The organism is Pseudonocardia sp. DR1-2 (genome assembly GCF_023717215.1).
Classification (GTDB): domain Bacteria; phylum Actinomycetota; class Actinomycetes; order Mycobacteriales; family Pseudonocardiaceae; genus Pseudonocardia; species Pseudonocardia alni.
In genome coordinates this window covers 279,008-298,256 of the sequence record NZ_JAMQOF010000005.1, presented here as the reverse complement: position 1 = coordinate 298,256, position 19,249 = coordinate 279,008, and the positions used below count along the sequence as shown (strand labels likewise).

Here is a 19,249-nt window from a genome sequence, read left to right as displayed (position 1 = left end):
TCGCGGTGGGCCCGCCCCGGTGGGCCGGGTCCGGCCACCCGGTCCCCGGCCGGGACCGCCCGGCCCGGTGGTTCCGGCCCGCCGGACGGGCGGACGGTCAGGAGGCCGGGCGCACCAGGTGCAGGTCCGGGGCCGGGTGGGCGCCGACCGGCCCGACATCGGCCCAGGTCGTCTTGCCGCCGCGGTGCCGGCGCACCCCCCAGCGCTGCGAGAGCCGGCCGACGATCTGCAGCCCGCGTCCGCGGGTCGCGGTGGGGTCGTAGGGCTGCTCGCGTCCGCACACGACCGAGCCGTCGCGCACGCGCAGCCGCACCGCGCCGTCGCACACCCGTGCGGTCACCAGCATCGGGGTGTGCGCATGGTCGACACCGTTCGCCACCAGCTCGTGCAGCACCAGTGTCGCGTCGCCGACGGTCACGTCGTCCACCAACGGGGTCAGGAACCGCGTCAGCTCGTGCCGGGCCGTGCGGCACGCGGCCGCGTCGGGCTCCACCCTGAGGATCCAGGACTGTGCGGTCACGGGCCCGCCCCCTCCACGTCCTGCCGGGCCGGCCCGCCCGACGCGACCCGATTACCCGATGTGCCCGCCTCGCACACTCCCGCGGTCGCCCACCCGTGGGCGGAGCGGAGCGGGTACGGTCACGGATCCGACGCGTAGAGCCAACTGCGCGTGCCCGCAGCCGCGAGCACGACGTGGAGGCTCCGCTTGCGCATCGCCGTCATCCGTACCCCCGAGGTCCCGCGAACGTGCGGCGCGGGGATCACCGCCGCCTCGCTGGCCGCCGCCGGTCACGCGGTCCGGGTGTTCACCGACGTCCCCGACGACCCCGACCTGACCGCCCCGGCCGGAGGCGGCACGCTGCGCGTGCAGCCGTGGGAGGCCGGGCAGGACACCGCACTGGCCGCGGCCTGGTCCGACGACCCGCCCCAGGTGGTGCACGCCATCGGACCGCGCGCCGGGGCCGCCGCCGTCGCGACCGGGGTGCCGGTCGTGCAGGTCTATCCGGCCGACTGCCCGGGCCCGGCCGCGGTCCCCGCGGCCCGGACCGGGTCCGCGCAGGGGGCGGCCCGCGTGCTGGCCTCCAGCGAGGAGCAGCACACCGCCCTGCTGCGCCGCGGGGTGCCGCGGGCGGTGCTGCGGACGGTGCCCGCCGCCGTCGACACCGACGTGTTCACCCCCGACGGCCCGGCGCTGCGCCGGGACGACCGGCCGCGGCTGCTCGCGGTCGGCTCGCTGGCCGACGGCGCCGGGATGGACACGGTGATCCGGGCGCTGTCCCGGATCCGCACCGCCGAGCTGCTCGTCGCCGGCGGCGCGGCGGACCCGGATCCCGACCGCGCACGCCTGTTCGGCATCGCCCGCGAGGCCGGCGTCGCCGGGCGCGTCCGGTTCCTCGGACCGGTCGAGGGCGGCCTGATGCCGCGGCTGCTGCGCTCGGCCGACGCCGTGGTCGCCGCACCGGAGCGCGACGTCGGGGTCGGGCCGGTCCTGCAGGCGATGGCCTGCGCGCGGGCGGTCGTCGCGACGAGCGTGGGCGGGCTGCAGGACGTCGTGGTCGAGGGGGTGACCGGGGTGCTGGTCCGCCCGTCCCGGCCCGCCGAGCTGGCGGTCGCGCTGCGCGGCGTGCTCGGCGACGACGCCCTGCGCGCCGGGCTCGGGATCGCGGGCCGGGACCGCGCGGTGTCGCGGTTCGACCGGGCGCGGATCGCCGATGCCCTGACCGTCGTCTACGGCGAGCTGGTCGGTGAGCCGGCCGCCGAGCCCGCCGAGGAGGACGACCCCGAGGACCGCGCTCCGGTCGGGGCCGCGGGCTGACCCGACGGCCACGCCGGGTCGCGGAGGTCCCGGACCGCGCCCTCGACGGCCGCGTGCCGGTGCGGCCCGGGTGCCCCGGGCTGGCGGATGACCTGGAAGTGCCCGGTACGGCGGACCCGCCGGGCCAGCGCGACGCGGTGCCGGGGCGGGGCGACCAGGCGGCGGTGCACCCGCTGCAGCCCGGCCCCGCCCGCGAGCGCGACCGGCAGCGCCACGACCACGTGCCACCACGACGTCGCCCAGAAGTGCACGGTCGCGACGAACAGCGCGGTCCAGCCGAGCGCGGCCGTCCGGAGCAGCGTCAGCCGCAGGCGCAGCGGCCGGTCGCGGCAGCCGCGTCGCAGGACCGGGGCGGTGCGCGTGAGCACCCACAGCCAGTACAGCGCGAGCAGGGTGAGTGCGAGGTAGCCGGTGACCCGTCGGAGGTCCATGTGGCCCCCCTCGCCCCCGATCTACGCGGTGTTACGGCTCACATACGCAGTGTCGGTATGGGATGCGGTGTCCGGTACCGCCTGCGCCGTGCGAGTGATCATCCGCGTGACTGATGAGCAACGCTAACCGTCTGCTCCTAGCGTGATCGTCATGCGCACAGCCGACGATCAGTGGGACATCACCAGCAGCGTGGGCGCCACCGCCCTGGCCGTCGCCGCGGGGCGGGCGCTGGAGACCCGCCGCGCCGACCGGCTGGTCGACGACCCCTACGCCCAGCGGTTCGTCGACGCGGCCGGGACGCTGTCGGCGCAGCCGCGGGACCCGGACGACGCCGCCGACCCGTGGGTCGTGCAGGCCGGCTACCAGGGCGTGCGCTCCCGGTTCTTCGACGAGGCCCTGACCGGCGCCGGGACGACCCAGGTCGTGCTGCTCGCCGCGGGCCTCGATGCGCGGGCCCTGCGCCTGCCGTGGCCCGCCGGGACCACGGTGTTCGAGGTCGACCAGCCCTTGGTGCTGGACTTCAAGGACGGGGTCGTCGCCGAAGCGGGGATCACGCCGACCGTGCGCCGGGTCACCGTGCCGGTCGACCTGCGCCACGACTGGCCCGCCGCGCTCACCGCGGCCGGCTTCGACCCGGACCGGCCGACCGCCTGGCTGGCCGAGGGCCTGCTGCCCTACCTGCCCGCCGACGCCGAGCGGCTCCTCTTCGAGCGGGTGCACGCGCTGTCGGTGCCGGGCAGCCGGATCGCCGTCGAGCACTTCGGCGACCAGGTGGAGCGCATCGCGGACGATCCGTCGTTCCGCGAGGCGGCCCAGGAGATGCTGCACACCACCGACGTCCGCGAGCTGTTCTTCGCCGAGCCCCGGGCCGAGTCCTGCGACGACTGGCTCCGCCGCCACGGCTGGACCGTCACCGCCCGCCCGGTCCGCGAGGTCGCCGCGGGCTACGGGCGGCCGCTGCACGACACGGTCACCGACACCCTCGGCTCGGCGACGCTGCTGTGGGCCGACCGTCCCTGAGCGGCGGGCTCAGCGGGCGGCGCGGGCGTCGACGAGCAGGGCCAGGTGCAGCGCGGTCCGCACCTCGGGGTCGGTGAGGTCGAGGTCCAGCAGGCCGGACAGGCGGCGCAGCCGGGCGTAGGCGGCGGGGCGGCCCACCCCGAGCCTGCGGGCGACGTCGGCGACGACCCCGCCCGCCTCGACCAGGGCCCACAGCGTGTCCCGGGCGTCGGCGCGCGCCGGGGCGGGCAGCGCCGCCACCGGGCCGAGCACGTCCGCGGCGAAGCCGAGCAGGGCCGGGTCGTCGCCGAGGCGGTGCACCAGCCCGCGCAGCGCGGGTACCCGGACGGGGCCGCGGCCGCCGGTCGCGGCGTGCGCGGCCGCGTCGTCGCGGGCCCGGCGCAGCAGGTCCGCCACGGCGGCGAACGGGCCGGGCCCGGCCGTCGCCGCGGCCACCGTGGCGGGCAGCGCGGCGAGCAGCGGGCCGCCGTCGCCGGGCACGAGCACGACCAGCTCACCGGGTGCGGGGGAGACCACCGTCGCCCCCGGCGCGACGACGGCGAGCGCCGCGTCGACGGCCTGCTCCGGGTCGGCGGCCCGCCCGGGGGCGTCGTCTCCGGCCGGGCGCAGCGCCACCACCGACAGCGGACCCTCGGTGTCCAACCCGGCGGCGCGGGCCCGCACCGCCAGCCGTCCGGCCTCGGACGGCACCGCGACGGCCAGGTCGGCCACCAGCGCGTCGCGGGCGGACCGCAGCAGGCCCTCGGGCGACGGGTCGAGCAGCGACACCGCGTCCGCGGCGGCGTCGAGCAGTGCGCGGACCCGGTCGGCGGTGCCCGGCGTCGGTCGCGACGGCACCGCCAGCCGCCCCCACCGTGCGCCGGGCCGCCCGACCGGCGCGGTCGCCCAGCCCTCCGGCCCGGCGGGCCCGGCCAGCCGAGAGCGCGCCGCCCAGTCCCGCAGGTCCGGTCCGCCCGCGGTGAGCAGCACCCGGTGCGCGAGGTCCTCGCACACCACGGGCGCGTCGATCCGGCGGGCCAGCTCGCCGACCACGCGCGCCGGCGGCACCCGGTGCAGGGCGAGCGAGCGGAACGCGGCCTCGACGCCCGGCGGCCCCGGGTCGTCGTCGCGGTGGGCGACCTGCCCCAGCACACCCGCGACGATCTCGGCGAAGCGCACCGTGCGCCGCAGCTCCACCAGCGGGAACCCGGCCGCCCGGGCGGCCTGCACCAGCCCGGCGGGCAGCGACGGCAGCTGACGGCCGATCTCCACGACCAGCCCGACCGCCCCGGCGGCCCGCAGCGCGTCGACGTAGCGGGCGGGGACGGTGGTCGGGTCGGCCACCGGCACCCCGACCGAGAGCACCAGCACCCCCGGCGGCAGCGTCCCGGCCGGATCGGCGACCTCGCTGACGTGCACCCAGCGCACCGGTGTGTCCAGCGCCGCCCGCCCGGCCCGTACGGCGGGCGCCCCGGCCCGGACCTCCGGACGGGCCAGCACGTCGGCGATGGTCGGGTGCACCGGGATCCACTCCGTCCGCCGCGCGGTCGAGGACGATACGGATCGTATCCCTGACCGGGGCCGCCGCGGCGCCGACGATCAGAGGCGTACCGCGCCGCTACCGAGGGAGCCCCACGTGACCGCCGTCGAGAACACGACCCGGACCGAGGCCGGAGCCACCCCGGACGCGCCCGTCCTCTCGCCGCACGCCGACGCCGCCGGGCGGCATCTCTGGATGCACTTCGCCCGGATGCACGGCCGGGACGGCGCGGCCCCGATCCCCGTCATCACCCGCGGCGAAGGCGTGCACCTGTGGGACGACCGCGGCCGCCGCATCCTCGACGGCCTCGCCGGCCTGTTCGTCGTGCAGGCCGGGCACGGGCGGCGTGAGCTGGCCGAGGTCGCCGCGAAGCAGGCCTCGGAGCTGGCGTTCTTCCCGGTCTGGGGCTACACGACCCCGCCCGCGGCCGAGCTCGCCGAGCGGCTGGCCCACCTCGCCCCCGGCGACCTGAACCGGGTCTTCTTCACCTCCGGCGGCGGCGAGGCCGTCGAGAGCGCCTGGAAGGTGGCCAAGCAGTACTTCAAGCTCCGCGGCCGCCCGCTCAAGCACAAGGTGATCTCCCGGGCGACGGCGTACCACGGCACCACCCACGGGGCGATGGCCGTGACCGGGCTGCCCGCGATGAAGAAGGACTTCGAGCCGCTGGCGCCCGGCGGGTTCCGCGTACCCAACACCAACCTCTACCGCCACCCCGAGTTCGACGGCGACGCCGAGGCCCTGGGCCGCTGGGCCGCCGACCGGATCGAGGAGGCCATCGCGTTCGAGGGCGCGGACACCGTCGCCGCGGTCGTGCTGGAGCCGGTGCAGAACTCCGGCGGCTGCCTGACCGCGCCGCCGTCGTACTTCGCCCGGGTCCGCGAGATCTGCGACCGGCACGACGTGCTGCTCGTCGCCGACGAGGTGATCACCGGCTTCGGCCGCCACGGCGTCCCGTTCGCCAGCGCGAAGTTCGGGTTCACCCCGGACATCATCACCTGTGCGAAGGGCATGACCTCCGGCTACGGGCCGCTGGGCGCGATGATCGCCTCGGAGAAGGTGATCGAGCCGTTCCTCGCCCCCGGCGTCACGTTCCCGCACGGCTACACCTGGGGCGGGCACCCGGTCTCGGCCGCCGTCGCGCTCGCGAACCTCGACCTCATGGAGCGTGAGGACCTCTACGGCAACGTCCTGGCCCACGCCGGCGCGTTCGGCGCGACCCTCGACCGGCTCCGTGACCTGCCGATCGTCGGCGACGTCCGCGGCGACGGCTACTTCTGGGCGATCGAGCTCGTGCGGGACCGCGACACCCGGGAGTCCTTCGGCCCGCAGGAGCGGGAGCGGCTGGTGCGCGGGTTCCTGCCCGGGGCGCTGTTCGAGGCGGGCCTGTACTGCCGCCCCGACGACCGCGGCGACGTCGTGATCCAGCTGGCGCCGCCGCTGATCGCCGGGCAGCCCGAGTTCGACGAGATGGAGCAGATCCTGCGGCACGTGCTCACCGAGGCGCAGAAGATCGTGTGAGTCGGCGGTCGACCGCCGCGTCGGGTTGTTGCCGAACCCGCGGGTAACTAGGTTGACCCCCGCAGGCGCCGCACCGCGGCGGGGCATGCCGACGGGGGGCTCCATGACGACCGACGACCTCACCGGCGGACGCGAGGTCGTGGTGACCCAGGCGCGGTCGCACACCGAACGCGGCATCCTGCGGCGCTGGGCCGAGGAGCGGCACCCGGGCGCGGCGGTCGTCGGGATCGGGGCGAACGGCGAGGTCCCGTCCGCACTGGGGGAGGCCCTGCACGGCGACGACACGGTGATCGTCCCGGCCCGCGTGGCCTGGGTGACCCCCGAGCCGGAGGACGGCGGCCCGGTCCGCAAGCTCACCGGGCTCGCGACGTCGGCGGTGATGCGGATGGCGTGGTCGCCGCTGCACCCGTCGATGGCCCGGCACCGCCCGGACGCGGCGCGCGTCGTGGCGGGGGAGCCGGCGACCGTCGCCGACCTGGTGTCGCGGTTCGTCGCCCAGGAGAGCGGTCGGCCGGGCAGCAACGGCTTCACCCGGTTCGTCGCCCGCCAGGCCGTGCTGGCCTGCGACCGTGCGGAGCGGCGCATCCTCGGCGACCGCTACAAGGTGCCGCGCCGGATGGTCGAGCAGATCACCTCCTCGGCCCGGTTCCCGGCCCTGGTCGAGCGGCTCGCGCGCCAGACCGGCAGCCCGGCCACCGAGGTCGAGCAGCGCCTGGAGTCCTGCCTGCACGAGATGGCCGCCGTGCAGAGCCCGCCCGCCATCGACCTCTTCCGGGCGATGATGGGGCCGATGCACGCCAAGGCCTGGGACGTGCAGGTCGACGAGTCCGGGCTGGAACGGCTGCGCGAGCTGAACAAGGAGCACGCGCTGGTGTTCCTGCCCAGCCACCGCTCCTACGCCGACCCGCTGCTGTTCGCCGAGGTGCTGCACGACCGCAACTTCCCGCGCAACCACGTCCTGGGCGGCAACAACCTGTCGTTCTGGCCGATGGGATCGCTGGGGCGCCGCGCCGGGATCGTGTTCATCCGCCGCACCTTCGGCGGGGACACCGTCTACAAGGCCGCGATCCAGGAGTACCTGGGGCATCTGCTCGCCAAGCGCTTCAACCTGGAGTGGTACATCGAGGGCGGCCGCAGCCGCACCGGCAAGCTGCGCAAGCCCCGCATCGGGCTGCTGCGCTACCTGGTGTCCGCGCTGGAGGAACGCCCCGAGCTCGACGCGGTGCTCGTCCCGGTGTCCATCGTCTACGACCAGCTGCACGAGGTCGGCGCGATGGCCGCCGAGCAGCGCGGCGGGCAGAAGAAGGCGGAGGGACTGGGCTGGCTCTACGGCTACTTCCGCGACCAGCGCCGCCACATCGGCACCGCCCGGGTGCGCTTCGCCGAGCCGTTCGCGCTGCGCCGTGCGCTCGCCGACGCCGGCCCCGGCCGGGCCCAGCTGGAGAAGGTCGCCTTCCGGGTGTGTGCGGGCATCAACCGCGTCACCCCGGCGACGGCGACCTCGCTCGCGACGTTCGCGCTGCTCTGGGCGCAGGACCGGGCGCTGACCCTGCAGCAGGTCCGGGAGGTCGTCGCGCCGCTGGCGGACTACCTGGAGGCCCGCGGCATCCCGGTGCCGATCGCCGAGCTGCGGACCCGGCACGGCCTGCGGATGACCCTCGACCGGCTCGCCGAGGCCGGCGTCGTCACCATCTACGACGGCGGCACCGAGCCGGTCTTCGCCGTCAGCACCGGCCGCCATCACGTCGCCGCGTTCTACCGCAACGGCGCGCTGCACCACCTGCTCAACCGGGCGATGCTGGAGATCGCGCTGCTGCGCGTCGGCGACGCCGCCCCCGACGAGGACATCGTCGAGGTCGCGTGGCGCGAGCTGGCCCGGCTGCGCGACCTGCTCAAGTTCGAGTTCTTCTTCTCCACCCGCCGCGAGTTCCGCGCCGAGATCATCGGCGAGCTGGACCTGGTCGACCCGCAGTGGCGGACCCGGGCGGCCGACCCGGCCGACGTGCGCGGTGCGCTCCGCCAGGCTCCGCTGCTGGTCGCGCCGGGCGTGCTGCGGTCGTTCCTCGACGCCCAGCTCGTCGTCGCCGACCGGCTGGTCGCGCTGGGCGAGGAGCCGATGGCCGAGGAGAAGGAGTTCCTGGAGGACTGCCTCGGCGTCGGCCGGCAGATGCTGCTGCAGCAGCGGCTCGACCGCGCCGACTCGGTGTCGCGCGAGCTGTACGCCACCGCCGTGCGTCAGGCCGACAACCGCGACCTGCTCGGCGAGCCGGGGCCCGGCACGGCCGGGGTGTCACTGGGGGAGCGGCGCGCCGCCTGGCTGGCGGAGGTCACCGCGGTGATCCACGATCTGGGACGGCTGGGCGAGCTGCAGCGCGCACGCCTCGAGGTGGTCCTCGGCTCCGGCGGGACGACGGCGTCCGAGGCGGTCCCGGCGTCACCGGTGGTCCCGCCCCCCGGGGCGAAACAGCGTGCGGAAGGGGATACGGGTGTCGCCAGCTGACGGGACGCCGGCCGGGGACACCCGGGACCGGCTCCGGGCCATCCGGGAGGCGGAGCCGGGGCCGGGGACGGTCGCGTACTTCGACTACGACGGCACCGTCATCGACGGCTACTCCGCGGGGGCCTTCTACCGCAAACGGCTGCGCGAGTTCGACGTCGGGCCGGTCGAGATGGTGCGCACCGTGCTGTCGGGCATGCGCGGGATCCGCACCGACGACGACTTCAAGGAGTTCCTCTCCATCACGCTCGCGACCTGGAAGGGCCGCAGCGAGGACGAGCTCCACGCCCTCGGGCGGACGCTGTTCCGTGACGAGATCGCGGGCTCGCTGCACCCGGAGGTGTGGGAGCTGGTCGCCGCGCACCAGGAGCAGGGCCACCAGGTCGTGATGGCGTCCTCGGCGACGCGGTTCCAGGTGCAGCCGATGGCCGACGAGCTCGGCGCGGACCGGGTGCTGTGCACCGAGCTGGAGGTGCGCGACGGGGTGCTCACCGGCCGGGTCGCGGGCACCTCGCTGTGGGGCACCGGCAAGGCCGAGGCGGTCCGCGCCGACGCCGCCGCGCAGGGTGTCGACCTGGCGGGCTGCTTCGGCTACGCCAACGGCACCGAGGACGCGGAGTTCCTGTCCGCCGTCGGCCACGCGGTCGCGGTGTCACCGACCGACTCGCTGCGCGCGCTCGCCCGCGAGCGGGGCTGGCCGGTGCTCGACTGCGCACCCCGCGGCGGGCTGTTCCCCAGCGTCACCGACGTCGCCCGCACGGCCGTCTTCTACGGCGGCATGGCCGGTGGGCTGGCCGCCGCGGCCGGGGCCGGGCTGCTGCACGGCTCGCGCCGCCGGTTCGTCGACATGGCCGGCTCGGTCGGTGCCGACGTCGCCTTCGGGCTCGCCGGGATCGACGTCGAGGTGACCGGCGCGGAGTACCTGTACTCCGCCCGTCCGTGCGTGTTCGTGTTCAACCACCAGTCCAAGTTCGACGTGCCGGTGCTGATGAAGCTGCTGCGCGAGAGCTTCACCGGCGTCGCGAAGAAGGAGGCCGCGCAGATCCCCGTGTGGGGGCAGCTGTTCTGGGCCGCCGACGTCGCGTTCATCGACCGCTCCAACTCCCGTGCCGCCCGCGCGGCGCTGCAGCCGGCCGTCGACAAGCTGCGCGACGAGGGGATCTCCCTCGCGATGGCGCCGGAGGGCACGCGCTCCCCGACGCCCCGGCTCGGCCCGTTCAAGAAGGGCGCGTTCCACATCGCGATGCAGGCCGGGGTGCCGATCGTGCCCGTGGTCATCCGCAACGCCGGGGAGATCATGTGGCGCGGCGCCCAGACGTTGCGCGGCGGGACCGTGCAGGTCGCCGTGCTGCCCCCGGTGGACACCTCGTCCTGGGTCCCCGAGGACGCCGGGAAGTACGCCGAGGAGGTCCGCGGCCGGTTCCTCGACACCCTCGCCGCGTGGCCGGAGCGCCGCATCGCCCAGCAGTACGACCGCAGCGACCACAGCCAGGAGGACCCGGCATGAGCGACGCCCCGGCGGGCTGGGGTTCGGCCCGCGAGATGTCGCCGTTCGAGGTCATGATGTGGCGGGCCGAGGGCGACGACCCCCGTTTCCGGTCCCCGGTCCTGGCGGTCGAGCTGCTCGACGCCAAGCCCGACTGGGACCGGCTCGTCGCCGCCGTGGACTGGGCGACGCGGATGGTCCCGCGCTTCCGCGAGCGCATCCGGGAGCCGCTGGGCGGGCTCGGTACGCCGTACTGGATCCACGACCTCGAGTTCGACCTGCACTACCACCTGCGCCGGGTGCGGATCCCCGGCGCCGGACCGGGCTTCTGGGCGGAGCTGTCCCCGATCGCCGAGCAGTTCATGATGACCCCGTTCGACCGCGAGCGGCCGCCGTGGGAGGCCATGCTCGTGGAGGGGCTGCCCGGCGGGCGTGCGGCGTTCCTGCTGAAGCTGCACCACGTGCTCACCGACGGCCTGGGCGTGGTCCAGCTGCTGTCGCAGCTGCACAGCCGCAAGCGGGAGCACGACGACACCAAGCCGCAGCCCGCCGCGCCCGAGCCGACCTCGCCCGACCCGCTCGCCGAGGTCGACCGGCTGGTCCGCCGCGAGGCCGGGATCGTCCCGGCGGCCGCCCGTGCCGCCCGCGACGTCGTCGGCGCGCTCACCCACCCGCTGTCGGCGGCCCGCGACACCGCCCGCTACCTCGACTCGGCGCTGCGGGTGCTGTCCCCGCCGCCGGGCAGAGGTTCGGAGCTGCTGCGGCCGCGGGGCATGTCCTGGCGGTTCGTGGCGCTCGACGTCGGCTTCGCCGACCTGCGGGCGGCGGGCAAGTCGGTGGGCGGCTCGTTCAACGACGCCTTCGTGGCCTCGCTGCTCGGCGGGTTCCGGCTCTACCACGAGGCGATGGGGCACCCGGTCACCGGCGACGCGACGCTGCGCACCTCGGTACCGGTGTCGGTGCGCCGCGAGGGCGACGCCGCAGGCGGCAACCGCTGGGCACCGGCCCGGCTCGCCGCGCCGATGGGCATCGCCGACCCGGCCCGGAGGATCCGGGAGGTGGGGGAGCAGATGCGTGCGGCCCGCGAGGAGCCCGCACTGGAGAGTCCCGACGTCGTCGCGCCGCTGCTGGCCCGGCTGCCCGGCCCGCTGCTGACCCTGGTCGCGGGCGGGTCGACGCAGGGCAACGACCTCCAGGCGTCGAACGTGCCGGGGCTGCGGTCCGAGGCGTTCCTCTGCGGTGCCCGGATCGACCGCGTCTACCCGTTCGCGCCGCTGCCCGGCTGCGCCGCGATGATCTCCGTGGTCACCCACGGGGACCAGTGCTGCGTCGGCGCGAACGTCGACGCGGCCGCCATCACCGACCGCGAGGAGTTCGCCCGCTGCCTGGCCGGAGGTTTCGCGGAGGTCCTCGCGCTGCAGCCCGGGGCCGCGGAGCCCATGATCGTCGGATGAGCGCGTACCACGTCGGCGGCTCGGGGGAGCCGCTGCTGCTGCTCCACGGGATGACCTCGTCGTGGCGGGCCTGGAAGCCGTTGCTGCCGATGTTGGAGGAGCACCACGAGGTCTGGGCGGTGACCATGCCCGGCCATCTCGACGGCCCGCCGATGCCCGAGGGCGAGTTCAGCGTCGACCTGCTGGTCGACGGCCTGACCGAGCAGCTCGACGCGATCGGCGTGCCCGAGCGGCCGCACGTGGTCGGCAACTCCCTCGGCGGCTGGGCCGCGCTGGAGCTGGCCCGTCGCGGCCGGGCCCGGTCGGTCGTCGCGCTGTCCCCGGCCGGGGCCTGGTCGGTGCCCGCGGACCTGTACCGGCTGCTCGCGACGTTCCGGATCGGGGCGCTGCTCGCCGGCTGGGCACCGGTGCGCGCGCTGGCCTCGTGCCGGGTGATCCGCAGGCTGCTGCTGCTCACCCTGGCCGAGCACACCGACCGCTACACCCCCGAGGAGGTCGCGGAGCTGTTCGACGACCTCGCCGGCTGCACCATCCTGGAGCCGCTGCTGTCCGCGGCCCGGATGGACACCGCGATCGCCCCGTTCGAGCAGCTGCCCTGTCCGGTGCGGATCGCCTGGTCCGGCTCCGACCGCACCATCCCCTACGGCCGCTACGGCCGCCCGATGATGGACGCCGTCCCCGGCGCCGAGCTGGTGGTGCTCCCCGGCGTCGGGCACGTGCCGATGGTGGACAACCCGGCCCTGGTGGCCTGGACGATCCTGCAGCACACCCGCTACCAGGTCGCGTCGTGACCGGCTCCGGCAACGCCCCCGCCGACCTCTCCGCCGCCCTCGACGGCTGGGCCCCCGGACCGCTCGTCGGCACCGACACCGTCACCCCGTGGTCGGTCGCCGCGTTCTCCGGGCTGCTCGACCTCGACCCGGTCGCCGCCGACGGGGACCCGCTCCCGCCGCTGTGGCACTGGCTCGCCTTCCTCGACACCCCGCCGATGTCCGCGCTCGGCGAGGACGGCCACCCCCGCGAGGGCCACTTCCTGCCGCCGGTCCCGGACCGGCGACGCATGTTCGCCGGCGGACGCCTGACCTGGCACGCCCCGTGGCGGGTCGGCGAACCGGTGACCCGGCGCCAGGAGCTCGGCCCGGTCCGGGTCAAGCAGGGCCGCAGCGGCGAGATGGCGTTCGTGACGACGCGGGCGGAGTTCCGCCGCGGCGACACGCTGCTCTGCGTCGAGGAGCAGGACATCGTCTACCGCTCGCAGCCGGCCGGCACCGTCCGGGGCACGGTCGCGCCGGACCCGGCGCCGCGCCCGGAGCACGAGTGGGCCTTCACCGTGCCGACCGGCCCGGAGCTGCTGTTCCGGATGTCGGCGCTGACCTACAACACCCACCGCATCCACTACGACCTGCCCTACGTCACCGGCGTCGAGGGCTACCCCGGCCTGGTCGTGCACGGCCCGCTGTTCGCCCTGCTCGGCCTGGAGATCGCGCGCCGCCACCGCCCGACGGCGTTCGTGCGCGGCTTCGGGTACCGCCTCACCGCACCGGCCTTCGCCGGCGCCGACGTCTGGGTCGGCGGGACCCCGCACGGGGACCGCATCGACGTCGCGGCCGGGTCCGACGGGGCACCGGAGTCGGTGCGGGGGAGCATCGAGCTCGCGACCTGAGCCTGCCCCGGCCCGGCTGCCGGATCCGGTGCACCACGGCTGCGCAGTCAGCTCTCCCCGGCCCCGCCCCCGGTCATCGCGGCGATCGCCTCGGTGACGGCCTGCTCCACCCGCTCACCGTCGACTCCCGACCGGGTCAGGACACCGTCGCCGTCCTCCTGCTCCAGCAGGGCCAGCAGGACGTGCTCGGTGCCGACGTAGTTGTGCCCCATCCGCAGTGCGTGCCGGAAGGTCAGCTCCAGTGCCTTCTTCGCGGCCGGGTCGAACGGGATGAGGGCGGGCACCGTCGTCGCCCGGTCCGGGAGCGCGGCGACCGCGGTCTCGCGCAGCGCCGTGGTGTCGGTCCCCAGTCCGGTCAGCAGCGCGACGGCCAGCCCCTGCGGCTCGGCGAGCAGCCCGAGGACCAGGTGCGCCGGGGTGATCCGGTCGCTCCCGGCCGTACGGGCCTCGTTCTGCGCGGAGACCACCACGTTGCGGGCCCGCGGGGTGAACCGCTCGAAGCCCTGGGCCATGTTCTCCGGGGCGTCCGGACGGGGGACGAACCGCTTCTGCGCGGCCTGCTTGGTGACCCCCATGCTGCGGCCGATGTCGGTCCACGACGCCCCGGCACGGCGGGCCCGGTCCACGAAGTGGCCGATCAGGTGGTCGGCGACCTCGCCGAGGTGGTCCCCGGCGAGCACGGCGTCGGAGAGCTGCTCCAGCGGGTCCTGGTGGACCGAGGTGATGGCGTGGATGAGGTCGTCGAGGCGGACGGTGCCCCCCAGGGGCGTCGGTGACGTCATGCGTCAACCGTAAGTTGACGACAGTGTTCCGTCAACCTCGGGTTGACGATCACTCGTGTTCGGGCAGCAGGGGCACCTGCAGTCCCTCGTCGTGGCCGAGGCGGCTGGCGCGGCCGACGGAGGCCGAGCCGAACCGGCTCCGGACGGCGTCGAGCGCGGTGTCCAGGGCCGGACCGGCGTGGGCGTCGAGGGGGAGCTCCAGCTGCAGGGCGTCGTCGCGGTCCAGATTGGTCAGCGACAGGCCGAGCAGGGTGATGCCGCGGGCGTGGATCTCGGGAAGGGCGTCGCTCAGCAGCCGGCGGGCGGCGGAGAGGATCGTCGGCGTGTGCGCGGTCGCGACCGGCAGCGTGTGCGACCGCGTGATCCGGGCGTAGTCGCCGAACCGCACCCGCAGCACGACGGTGCGGCAGACCCGGCCGCCCGTCGCGGCCCCACCCGCGTCGCGTGGCCCGGACGTGCCGTCGATGTCGAGGGTCTCGTCCGGCTCGTCGCGGTCGGACCCGCGGGGGGCGCGCAGGCGCCGGGCCAGCCGGTCGACGGTCGAGGCCAGGATGCCGTCGAGCTCGGCGTCGGTGCGCGGGCGGCGCCCCAGGGCCCGCTGCGACCCGATCGAGCGGCGTGTCCGGTGCGTGTCCACCGGGCGGGGGTCCCGCAGGTGCGCGAGCGCGTGCAGGTGCCGTCCCGCGGCCGGCCCCAGGTAGGACACGAGCGCGGCCTCGCCGAGCGCGGCGACGTCGGCGACGGTCCGCACGCCCACCTCGTGCAGCCGCCCCGCCGTCACCGCCCCGACGCCCCACAGGCTGCGCACCGGCAGCGGGTGCAGGAACTCCCGCTCCCGCGCCGGGTCGACGACGAGCAGCCCGTCCGGTTTCGACGCCCCACTGGCCACCTTGGCGAGGAACTTGGTGCGGGCCACGCCGACGCTGATCGGCAGCCCCGCCTCCCGGGCCACCCGCTCGCGCAGCCGCGCGGCGATCTCCCGGGGCGTGCCCGCGATCCTCGCCAGACCGCCGACCTCCAGGAACGCCTCGTCGATCGACAGTCCCTCGACCTCCGGGGTCGTGTCGCGGAACAGCGCGAACACCCGGCGGCTCGCCTCGGAGTAGGCCGCCATCCGCGGCGGGACGACGATCGCCTGCGGGCACAGCGCCCGCGCCTGGCGGCCGTTCATGGCCGTCCGCACGCCGTGCGCCTTCGCCTCGTAGCTCGCGGCCAGCACGACACCGCCGCCCACGACCACCGGCCGCCCCCGCAGGCGCGGGTCGTCGCGCTGCTCGACCGACGCGTAGAACGAGTCCAGGTCGGCATGCAGGATGGTGGCCAGGCCGCGCACGAACACATGTTCGCATGCGTCGGGGTCCGCGGCGAGCGGCTGCGCCCGACGGCTCAGGCGCCCCCGGTCCGGCTGCGCCAGCGTTCCCGGGCCCGGCGTGCGGCCTTGGCCACCGCGGCGTCCGGGTGGTGCTCGCCGAGCGCGGCCAGCACCTCGCCGACCCGCGGGTGGTCCAGCTGCCACACGGCGTCGAACACCTCGAGGGTCTCGGGCGGGAACTCGGCGGCGAACGCGTCCGGCCAGTCCTCGGCGTCGACGGTGTCCAGCGCGACGGCCAGCACGTCGATCGAGGCGGTGAGCAGCAGCTCCGGCTCGACGGCGTCGGCGTCGATCTCGCCGCGCGCGACCAGCCGGCGCGCCACCATGCCGCGGTGCGGGCCGTCGAGGTGGTCGTGCAGCAGGGTGTCGACGGCCTCGGCGCCGAAGCGGTCCGCGGCCACGCCGGTCGCGGTGAGGGCGACGAGCAGGGTCTGGCCCGGTGCGAGCGCCGCCGCCACGAACTCGGCCACCGCCCGCGCCGGATCGGGCTGCGCGGCGTGCCAGGCGTCGATGTCGCGGCGCCACTCGTCGGGCGGGACCTCCCCGGCCAGCTCGACGATCTCCGCGGCCGAGGCGACCGCCGGGTCCGGCCGGGTCGGGTAGTGCAGGTCCTCCGCGGCGAGCAGCAGCAGCGCGCACGCGACCCCACCCGGGGTGAGCTGCACGATCCCGCCGACCCGGACCTCCTCCGCCCCGTCGGGCTCGTGGCGCGACCCGGCCCATTCGACCAACCCGAGCCGCTCCAGCTGCTCCAGCAGCGTCGCGGTCCGGAGCGAGGCGACGTCGGCGTCCCCGTCGGCGTCCTCGGTCCAGTCGAGCAGCACGTCCAGGGCGTGGCGCAGGTCGTCGTGGTCGACGCCGTCGTCGACGTGGCGCAGCAGGAACAGCAGGGCCGGGGTCGCGTCCTCCGACGGCGGACCCCCCTCGGCGCGCAGCAGCGCCTCGATCGCCTCGTCGTCGATCTCGCCGGTGAACACCACGTCCGCGTCGGGTGCGGTGTCGTCGACCGGGGTCGGCGCGGCCTCCCGGACGGGCAGGTCCGGGTCCGCGGTGTCCTCGGCGGCGACGTGCGGCCAGCCCGTCGACAGCGCGCCCACCTCGCGGGCGGCGAGCACCAGGTCCTCGTGGGCGGAGGTGTCGTCCAGCCCGGCGAAGCGCGGCACCGCCACCAGCCGTCCCGACTCCCGCCGGACGGCGCCGGCGCGCACGCTCGTCTCCAGCACCCAGGTCAGGGTCCGCAGCCGGGTCGAACGGTCGAGGCGGACGACACGGTCCGGCTCGTCGCCGGTGCCGAGCAGACCGACCAGCTCGCGGGCGTCGGCCAGGCGCAGGTTGCCCGTCGCGGTCAGGGACCGGCCGCGCGGGCCGCACCAGCCGGCTAGCGCCCGCGCGTCGTGCAGGATCCGGGCCTGCGCCGCGGACGCCGCCCGGTCGGCGGGCGAGGGGATCCGCACCGGGTCCGGGTCGTCACCCAGCTCGGTGAGCAGCGGCGACCCGGCCCCGGCCTCCAGCTCGTCGTACTCCTCGACGTACTCGCCGCACAGCCGCCGCACCTGCGACGGCCGCGGCGAGCCCGGGGCGAGCAGCCCGCGCTCGTCGAGGAACTCCACGAACGCGGCGACGCTGGCGGGCACCAGCCGCACCGGCAGCCGGTGCTCCAGCACGATGTGCGGGCACCAGCCGTCGAGGAAGGTCTCGACGTGCTCCAGCGGCCAGTCGGCGAGGTCGCCGTCGCCGGCGAGCCACTTGTACTGCAGCAGCAGCTCCGCCGACATCGGTTCGGCGACCACCTCGTTCTCGGTCAGCCACGCCGCGAACCCGTCGAGGAGTTCCTGGGCGGCCGCGTGGAACTCGTCGTCGGAGTCCGGGCCGAACCGCATGCGCATGGGCCGAGTGTGCACGCCCGGCACCGGCCACACACCCACGGGCGCCGATCGGCGTGTCCGGAGCAGGTCGTGCCGCGGGCGGGCAGGATGGGCCCGGACATGACCACACTGTTCGCCCTGCTGATCGCCGCGACCGCGATGGTCGGCAACACCGTCGCCGCCCTCTGGGAGGCCCGCGGCAGCCGGCTGGCGAAGTACGGGCGCCCGGTGTGGCTCCAGCCGTGGTTCCTGGCCGGGCTGCTCGCCGACGTCGTGGCCTGGGTGCTCACCGTCGTCGCGCTGCGGTACCTGCCGGTCTTCGCGGTGCAGTCGATCCTGGCGGGCGCGATCGCGCTGACCACACTGGCCGACCACGACTGGAACCCGTGGAACCTGATCCGGCGCGACCGGTGGGCGGTCGTCGCGGTGCTGGCCGGGCTGGTCGTGGTGGCCGCGAGCGCCGCGCCGGACCGCCCGGACGCGCTGCCCCCGGTGGCCACCCCGGTCCTGCTGGTGTCGTTCGTGGTGATCCTGGCCGCCGCCCCGTTCGTGTGGCGGGCCGGGCGGCCGATGCTGCTGGCGCTGCTGGCCGGGCTGGGCTTCGGCGGGACCGCGCTGGCCGTCCGCGCGATCCACCCCGGCCCGCTCCGGTGGGAGACCGCGGGCAGCCTGCTGCTCGACCCGCTGGTGTACGGCGTCGTCGCGATGGGGGTGCTCGGGGTGCTGGCCTTCGCCCGCGCCCTGCAGGACGGCGCCGTCGGCCCGGCGACGGCGGTGCTGTCGGTGACCGAGGTGGTCGTGCCCGGTCTCGTCGGGATCGCGCTGCTCGGCGACCGGATCCGGCCCGGCTGGGAGGGAGCGGCGCTGGCCGGGGTCCTCGTCGCGCTCGGCGGGGTGATCGCGCTGACCCGCCCGGACCCGGAGTCGGTCCGCCGCCGCGTGCACTGAGCCGCGGCACCGGGGGAACAGCTCCGCCCGGCTGTGGTGTTGCCCCCACATGACGAGCACCCTCACCGCCCACGACGCGTGGCGCGCCGCGCGCGAGCAGACCCTCCGCGAGCCGCACGGCTGGCTGTCCCTGACCGCGTTGCACTGGCTCGACGACGGTGACGGTGCCGTCCCCGGGCTGCCCGGGACCTGGCGCGCCGCGGGTCCCGACGAGGTCGCGGTCACCGCCGTCGCGGCCGACGGGGTCGTGCTGCCCGGCGCGACCGGCCCGCTCGACGGCACCGCGCACGTCCGGCCCGTCGACGGCGCCCCCGGCGTGATGGTCGCGGTGGGGGAGCGGGTCGTCGAGATCGCGCGGCGCACCGACTCGTGGGCGCTGCGCGTGCGCGACCCGCAGGCCCCCACCCGGACCGCGTTCACCGGGGTGCCCGCCTGGCCCTACGACCCGGCCGCCGTCGTCGACGCCGTGTTCACCCCCTACGACGCGCCGCGGACGGTGACGGTGGACGCCGTCGTCGCCGGGTTGCAGCACTTCCCGACCGCGGTCGGCGAGGTCGCGTTCACCTGGGCCGGTGCTCCGCAGCGGCTCGTGGCGCTGGCCGGCAAGGACGGCGGCCTGTCGCTGCACTTCCGCGACGCCACCTCCGGGGACACCACCTACGGCGGCGGCCGCATCCTGCGCACCGACGACCCGGCGCCGGACGGGACGCTGGAGGTGGACCTGAACCGGGTGGTGAACCTGCCGTGCGCGTTCACCGCCCACGCCACCTGCCCGCTGCCGCCCGCCGGCAACACCCTGGACGTGCCGGTCGAGGCGGGCGAGCGGACCCCGTCGTCTCCCGGCGCGGCCTGACGGGGCGGACGCCCGGCAGGTCCT

Annotated in this window: 16 protein-coding genes; 10 read left to right on the top strand and 6 right to left on the bottom strand. The window is 76.1% G+C overall.

The window, feature by feature from the left end:
* Positions 1–97 precede the first annotated feature (97 nt).
* Complete coding sequence (locus tag ND486_RS17090; RefSeq protein WP_251785123.1) at positions 98–520, bottom strand: ATP-binding protein; 423 nt, start codon at positions 518–520, stop codon at positions 98–100.
* Between the two features lie 186 nt (positions 521–706).
* On the opposite strand from ND486_RS17090, the gene ND486_RS17085 reads away from it, so the two are divergent.
* Positions 707–1,816 (top strand): glycosyltransferase family 4 protein, encoded by a 1,110-nt coding sequence (locus ND486_RS17085; RefSeq protein ID WP_251785122.1) that lies wholly within the window; start codon positions 707–709, stop codon positions 1,814–1,816.
* On the opposite strand, the gene ND486_RS17080 is transcribed toward ND486_RS17085, so the two are convergent.
* A complete protein-coding gene (locus ND486_RS17080) occupies positions 1,729–2,247 on the bottom strand; it encodes a hypothetical protein (RefSeq protein ID WP_251785121.1) in 519 nt (172 codons plus the stop codon). The two genes, ND486_RS17085 and ND486_RS17080, sit on opposite strands and share 88 nt — an antisense overlap.
* A 151-nt stretch (positions 2,248–2,398) precedes the next feature.
* Here ND486_RS17080 and ND486_RS17075 point away from each other — a divergent pair, with 151 nt between their 5' ends.
* A complete protein-coding gene (locus ND486_RS17075; protein WP_251785120.1) occupies positions 2,399–3,268 on the top strand; it encodes an SAM-dependent methyltransferase in 870 nt (289 codons plus the stop codon).
* 9 nt (positions 3,269–3,277) lie between these two features.
* On the opposite strand, the gene ND486_RS17070 is transcribed toward ND486_RS17075, so the two are convergent.
* Positions 3,278–4,768: a PucR family transcriptional regulator gene (locus ND486_RS17070; protein ID WP_251785119.1), complete on the bottom strand. Its 1,491-nt coding sequence runs from the start codon at positions 4,766–4,768 to the stop codon at positions 3,278–3,280.
* 115 nt (positions 4,769–4,883) lie between these two features.
* Between ND486_RS17070 and ND486_RS17065 the strand changes: the two genes are divergently transcribed.
* The 6 genes from ND486_RS17065 (at position 4,884) to ND486_RS17040 (ending at position 13,405) form a co-directional block, all read left to right on the top strand.
* Positions 4,884–6,305, top strand: a complete 1,422-nt coding sequence (locus tag ND486_RS17065; RefSeq protein ID WP_308215853.1) for an aspartate aminotransferase family protein — start codon at positions 4,884–4,886, stop codon at positions 6,303–6,305.
* A gap of 103 nt (positions 6,306–6,408) precedes the next feature.
* Entirely contained in the window at positions 6,409–8,805 is a 2,397-nt protein-coding gene (locus ND486_RS17060; protein WP_251785118.1) for a glycerol-3-phosphate 1-O-acyltransferase, read from the top strand.
* Positions 8,792–10,309 carry an HAD-IB family hydrolase gene (locus ND486_RS29815; protein WP_251785117.1) on the top strand — a complete coding sequence of 506 codons (1,518 nt, stop codon included), beginning with the start codon at positions 8,792–8,794 and terminating at the stop codon, positions 10,307–10,309. The genes ND486_RS17060 and ND486_RS29815 overlap by 14 nt, the downstream gene beginning before the upstream one ends.
* A complete protein-coding gene (locus ND486_RS17050) occupies positions 10,306–11,742 on the top strand; it encodes a wax ester/triacylglycerol synthase domain-containing protein (protein WP_251785116.1) in 1,437 nt (478 codons plus the stop codon). The genes ND486_RS29815 and ND486_RS17050 overlap by 4 nt, the downstream gene beginning before the upstream one ends.
* A complete protein-coding gene (locus tag ND486_RS17045; RefSeq protein ID WP_251785115.1) occupies positions 11,739–12,533 on the top strand; it encodes an alpha/beta fold hydrolase in 795 nt (264 codons plus the stop codon). The genes ND486_RS17050 and ND486_RS17045 overlap by 4 nt, the downstream gene beginning before the upstream one ends.
* A complete protein-coding gene (locus ND486_RS17040) occupies positions 12,530–13,405 on the top strand; it encodes a MaoC family dehydratase N-terminal domain-containing protein (RefSeq protein WP_251785114.1) in 876 nt (291 codons plus the stop codon). The genes ND486_RS17045 and ND486_RS17040 overlap by 4 nt, the downstream gene beginning before the upstream one ends.
* 47 nt (positions 13,406–13,452) lie before the next feature.
* Here ND486_RS17040 and ND486_RS17035 read toward each other — a convergent pair whose 3' ends face one another.
* From ND486_RS17035 to ND486_RS17025, 3 genes are read right to left on the bottom strand one after another with little or no spacing between them, the layout of a single operon-like run.
* Positions 13,453–14,187, bottom strand: coding sequence for a Clp protease N-terminal domain-containing protein (locus tag ND486_RS17035; RefSeq protein ID WP_251785113.1), 735 nt, complete (start codon positions 14,185–14,187; stop codon positions 13,453–13,455).
* A gap of 49 nt (positions 14,188–14,236) precedes the next feature.
* The gene (gene dinB, locus ND486_RS17030) at positions 14,237–15,526 is read right to left on the bottom strand and encodes a DNA polymerase IV (RefSeq protein ID WP_251785112.1); all 1,290 of its coding nucleotides are present in this window, start codon (positions 15,524–15,526) and stop codon (positions 14,237–14,239) included.
* A 47-nt stretch (positions 15,527–15,573) separates the two neighbouring features.
* Positions 15,574–17,445, bottom strand: coding sequence for a hypothetical protein (locus ND486_RS17025; protein ID WP_251785111.1), 1,872 nt, complete (start codon positions 17,443–17,445; stop codon positions 15,574–15,576).
* 99 nt (positions 17,446–17,544) lie between these two features.
* Between ND486_RS17025 and ND486_RS17020 the strand changes: the two genes are divergently transcribed.
* Together ND486_RS17020 and ND486_RS17015 are read left to right on the top strand one after the other, a co-directional pair.
* Positions 17,545–18,372: a hypothetical protein gene (locus tag ND486_RS17020; RefSeq protein ID WP_251785110.1), complete on the top strand. Its 828-nt coding sequence runs from the start codon at positions 17,545–17,547 to the stop codon at positions 18,370–18,372.
* Between the two features lie 49 nt (positions 18,373–18,421).
* Positions 18,422–19,225, top strand: coding sequence for a DUF1684 domain-containing protein (locus ND486_RS17015; RefSeq protein ID WP_251785109.1), 804 nt, complete (start codon positions 18,422–18,424; stop codon positions 19,223–19,225).
* Positions 19,226–19,249 lie beyond the last annotated feature (24 nt).

Coding starts and splice junctions, on each gene's coding strand:
- ND486_RS17080 (WP_251785121.1), bottom strand. CDS start 2,247: ATGGACCTCCGACGGGTCACCGGCTACCTCGCACTCACCCTGCTCGCG.
- ND486_RS17075 (WP_251785120.1), top strand. CDS start 2,399: ATGCGCACAGCCGACGATCAGTGGGACATCACCAGCAGCGTGGGCGCC.
- ND486_RS17060 (WP_251785118.1), top strand. CDS start 6,409: ATGACGACCGACGACCTCACCGGCGGACGCGAGGTCGTGGTGACCCAG.
- ND486_RS17050 (WP_251785116.1), top strand. CDS start 10,306: ATGAGCGACGCCCCGGCGGGCTGGGGTTCGGCCCGCGAGATGTCGCCG.
- ND486_RS17045 (WP_251785115.1), top strand. CDS start 11,739: ATGAGCGCGTACCACGTCGGCGGCTCGGGGGAGCCGCTGCTGCTGCTC.
- ND486_RS17035 (WP_251785113.1), bottom strand. CDS start 14,187: ATGACGTCACCGACGCCCCTGGGGGGCACCGTCCGCCTCGACGACCTC.
- ND486_RS17025 (WP_251785111.1), bottom strand. CDS start 17,445: ATGCGCATGCGGTTCGGCCCGGACTCCGACGACGAGTTCCACGCGGCC.
- ND486_RS17020 (WP_251785110.1), top strand. CDS start 17,545: ATGACCACACTGTTCGCCCTGCTGATCGCCGCGACCGCGATGGTCGGC.
- ND486_RS17015 (WP_251785109.1), top strand. CDS start 18,422: ATGACGAGCACCCTCACCGCCCACGACGCGTGGCGCGCCGCGCGCGAG.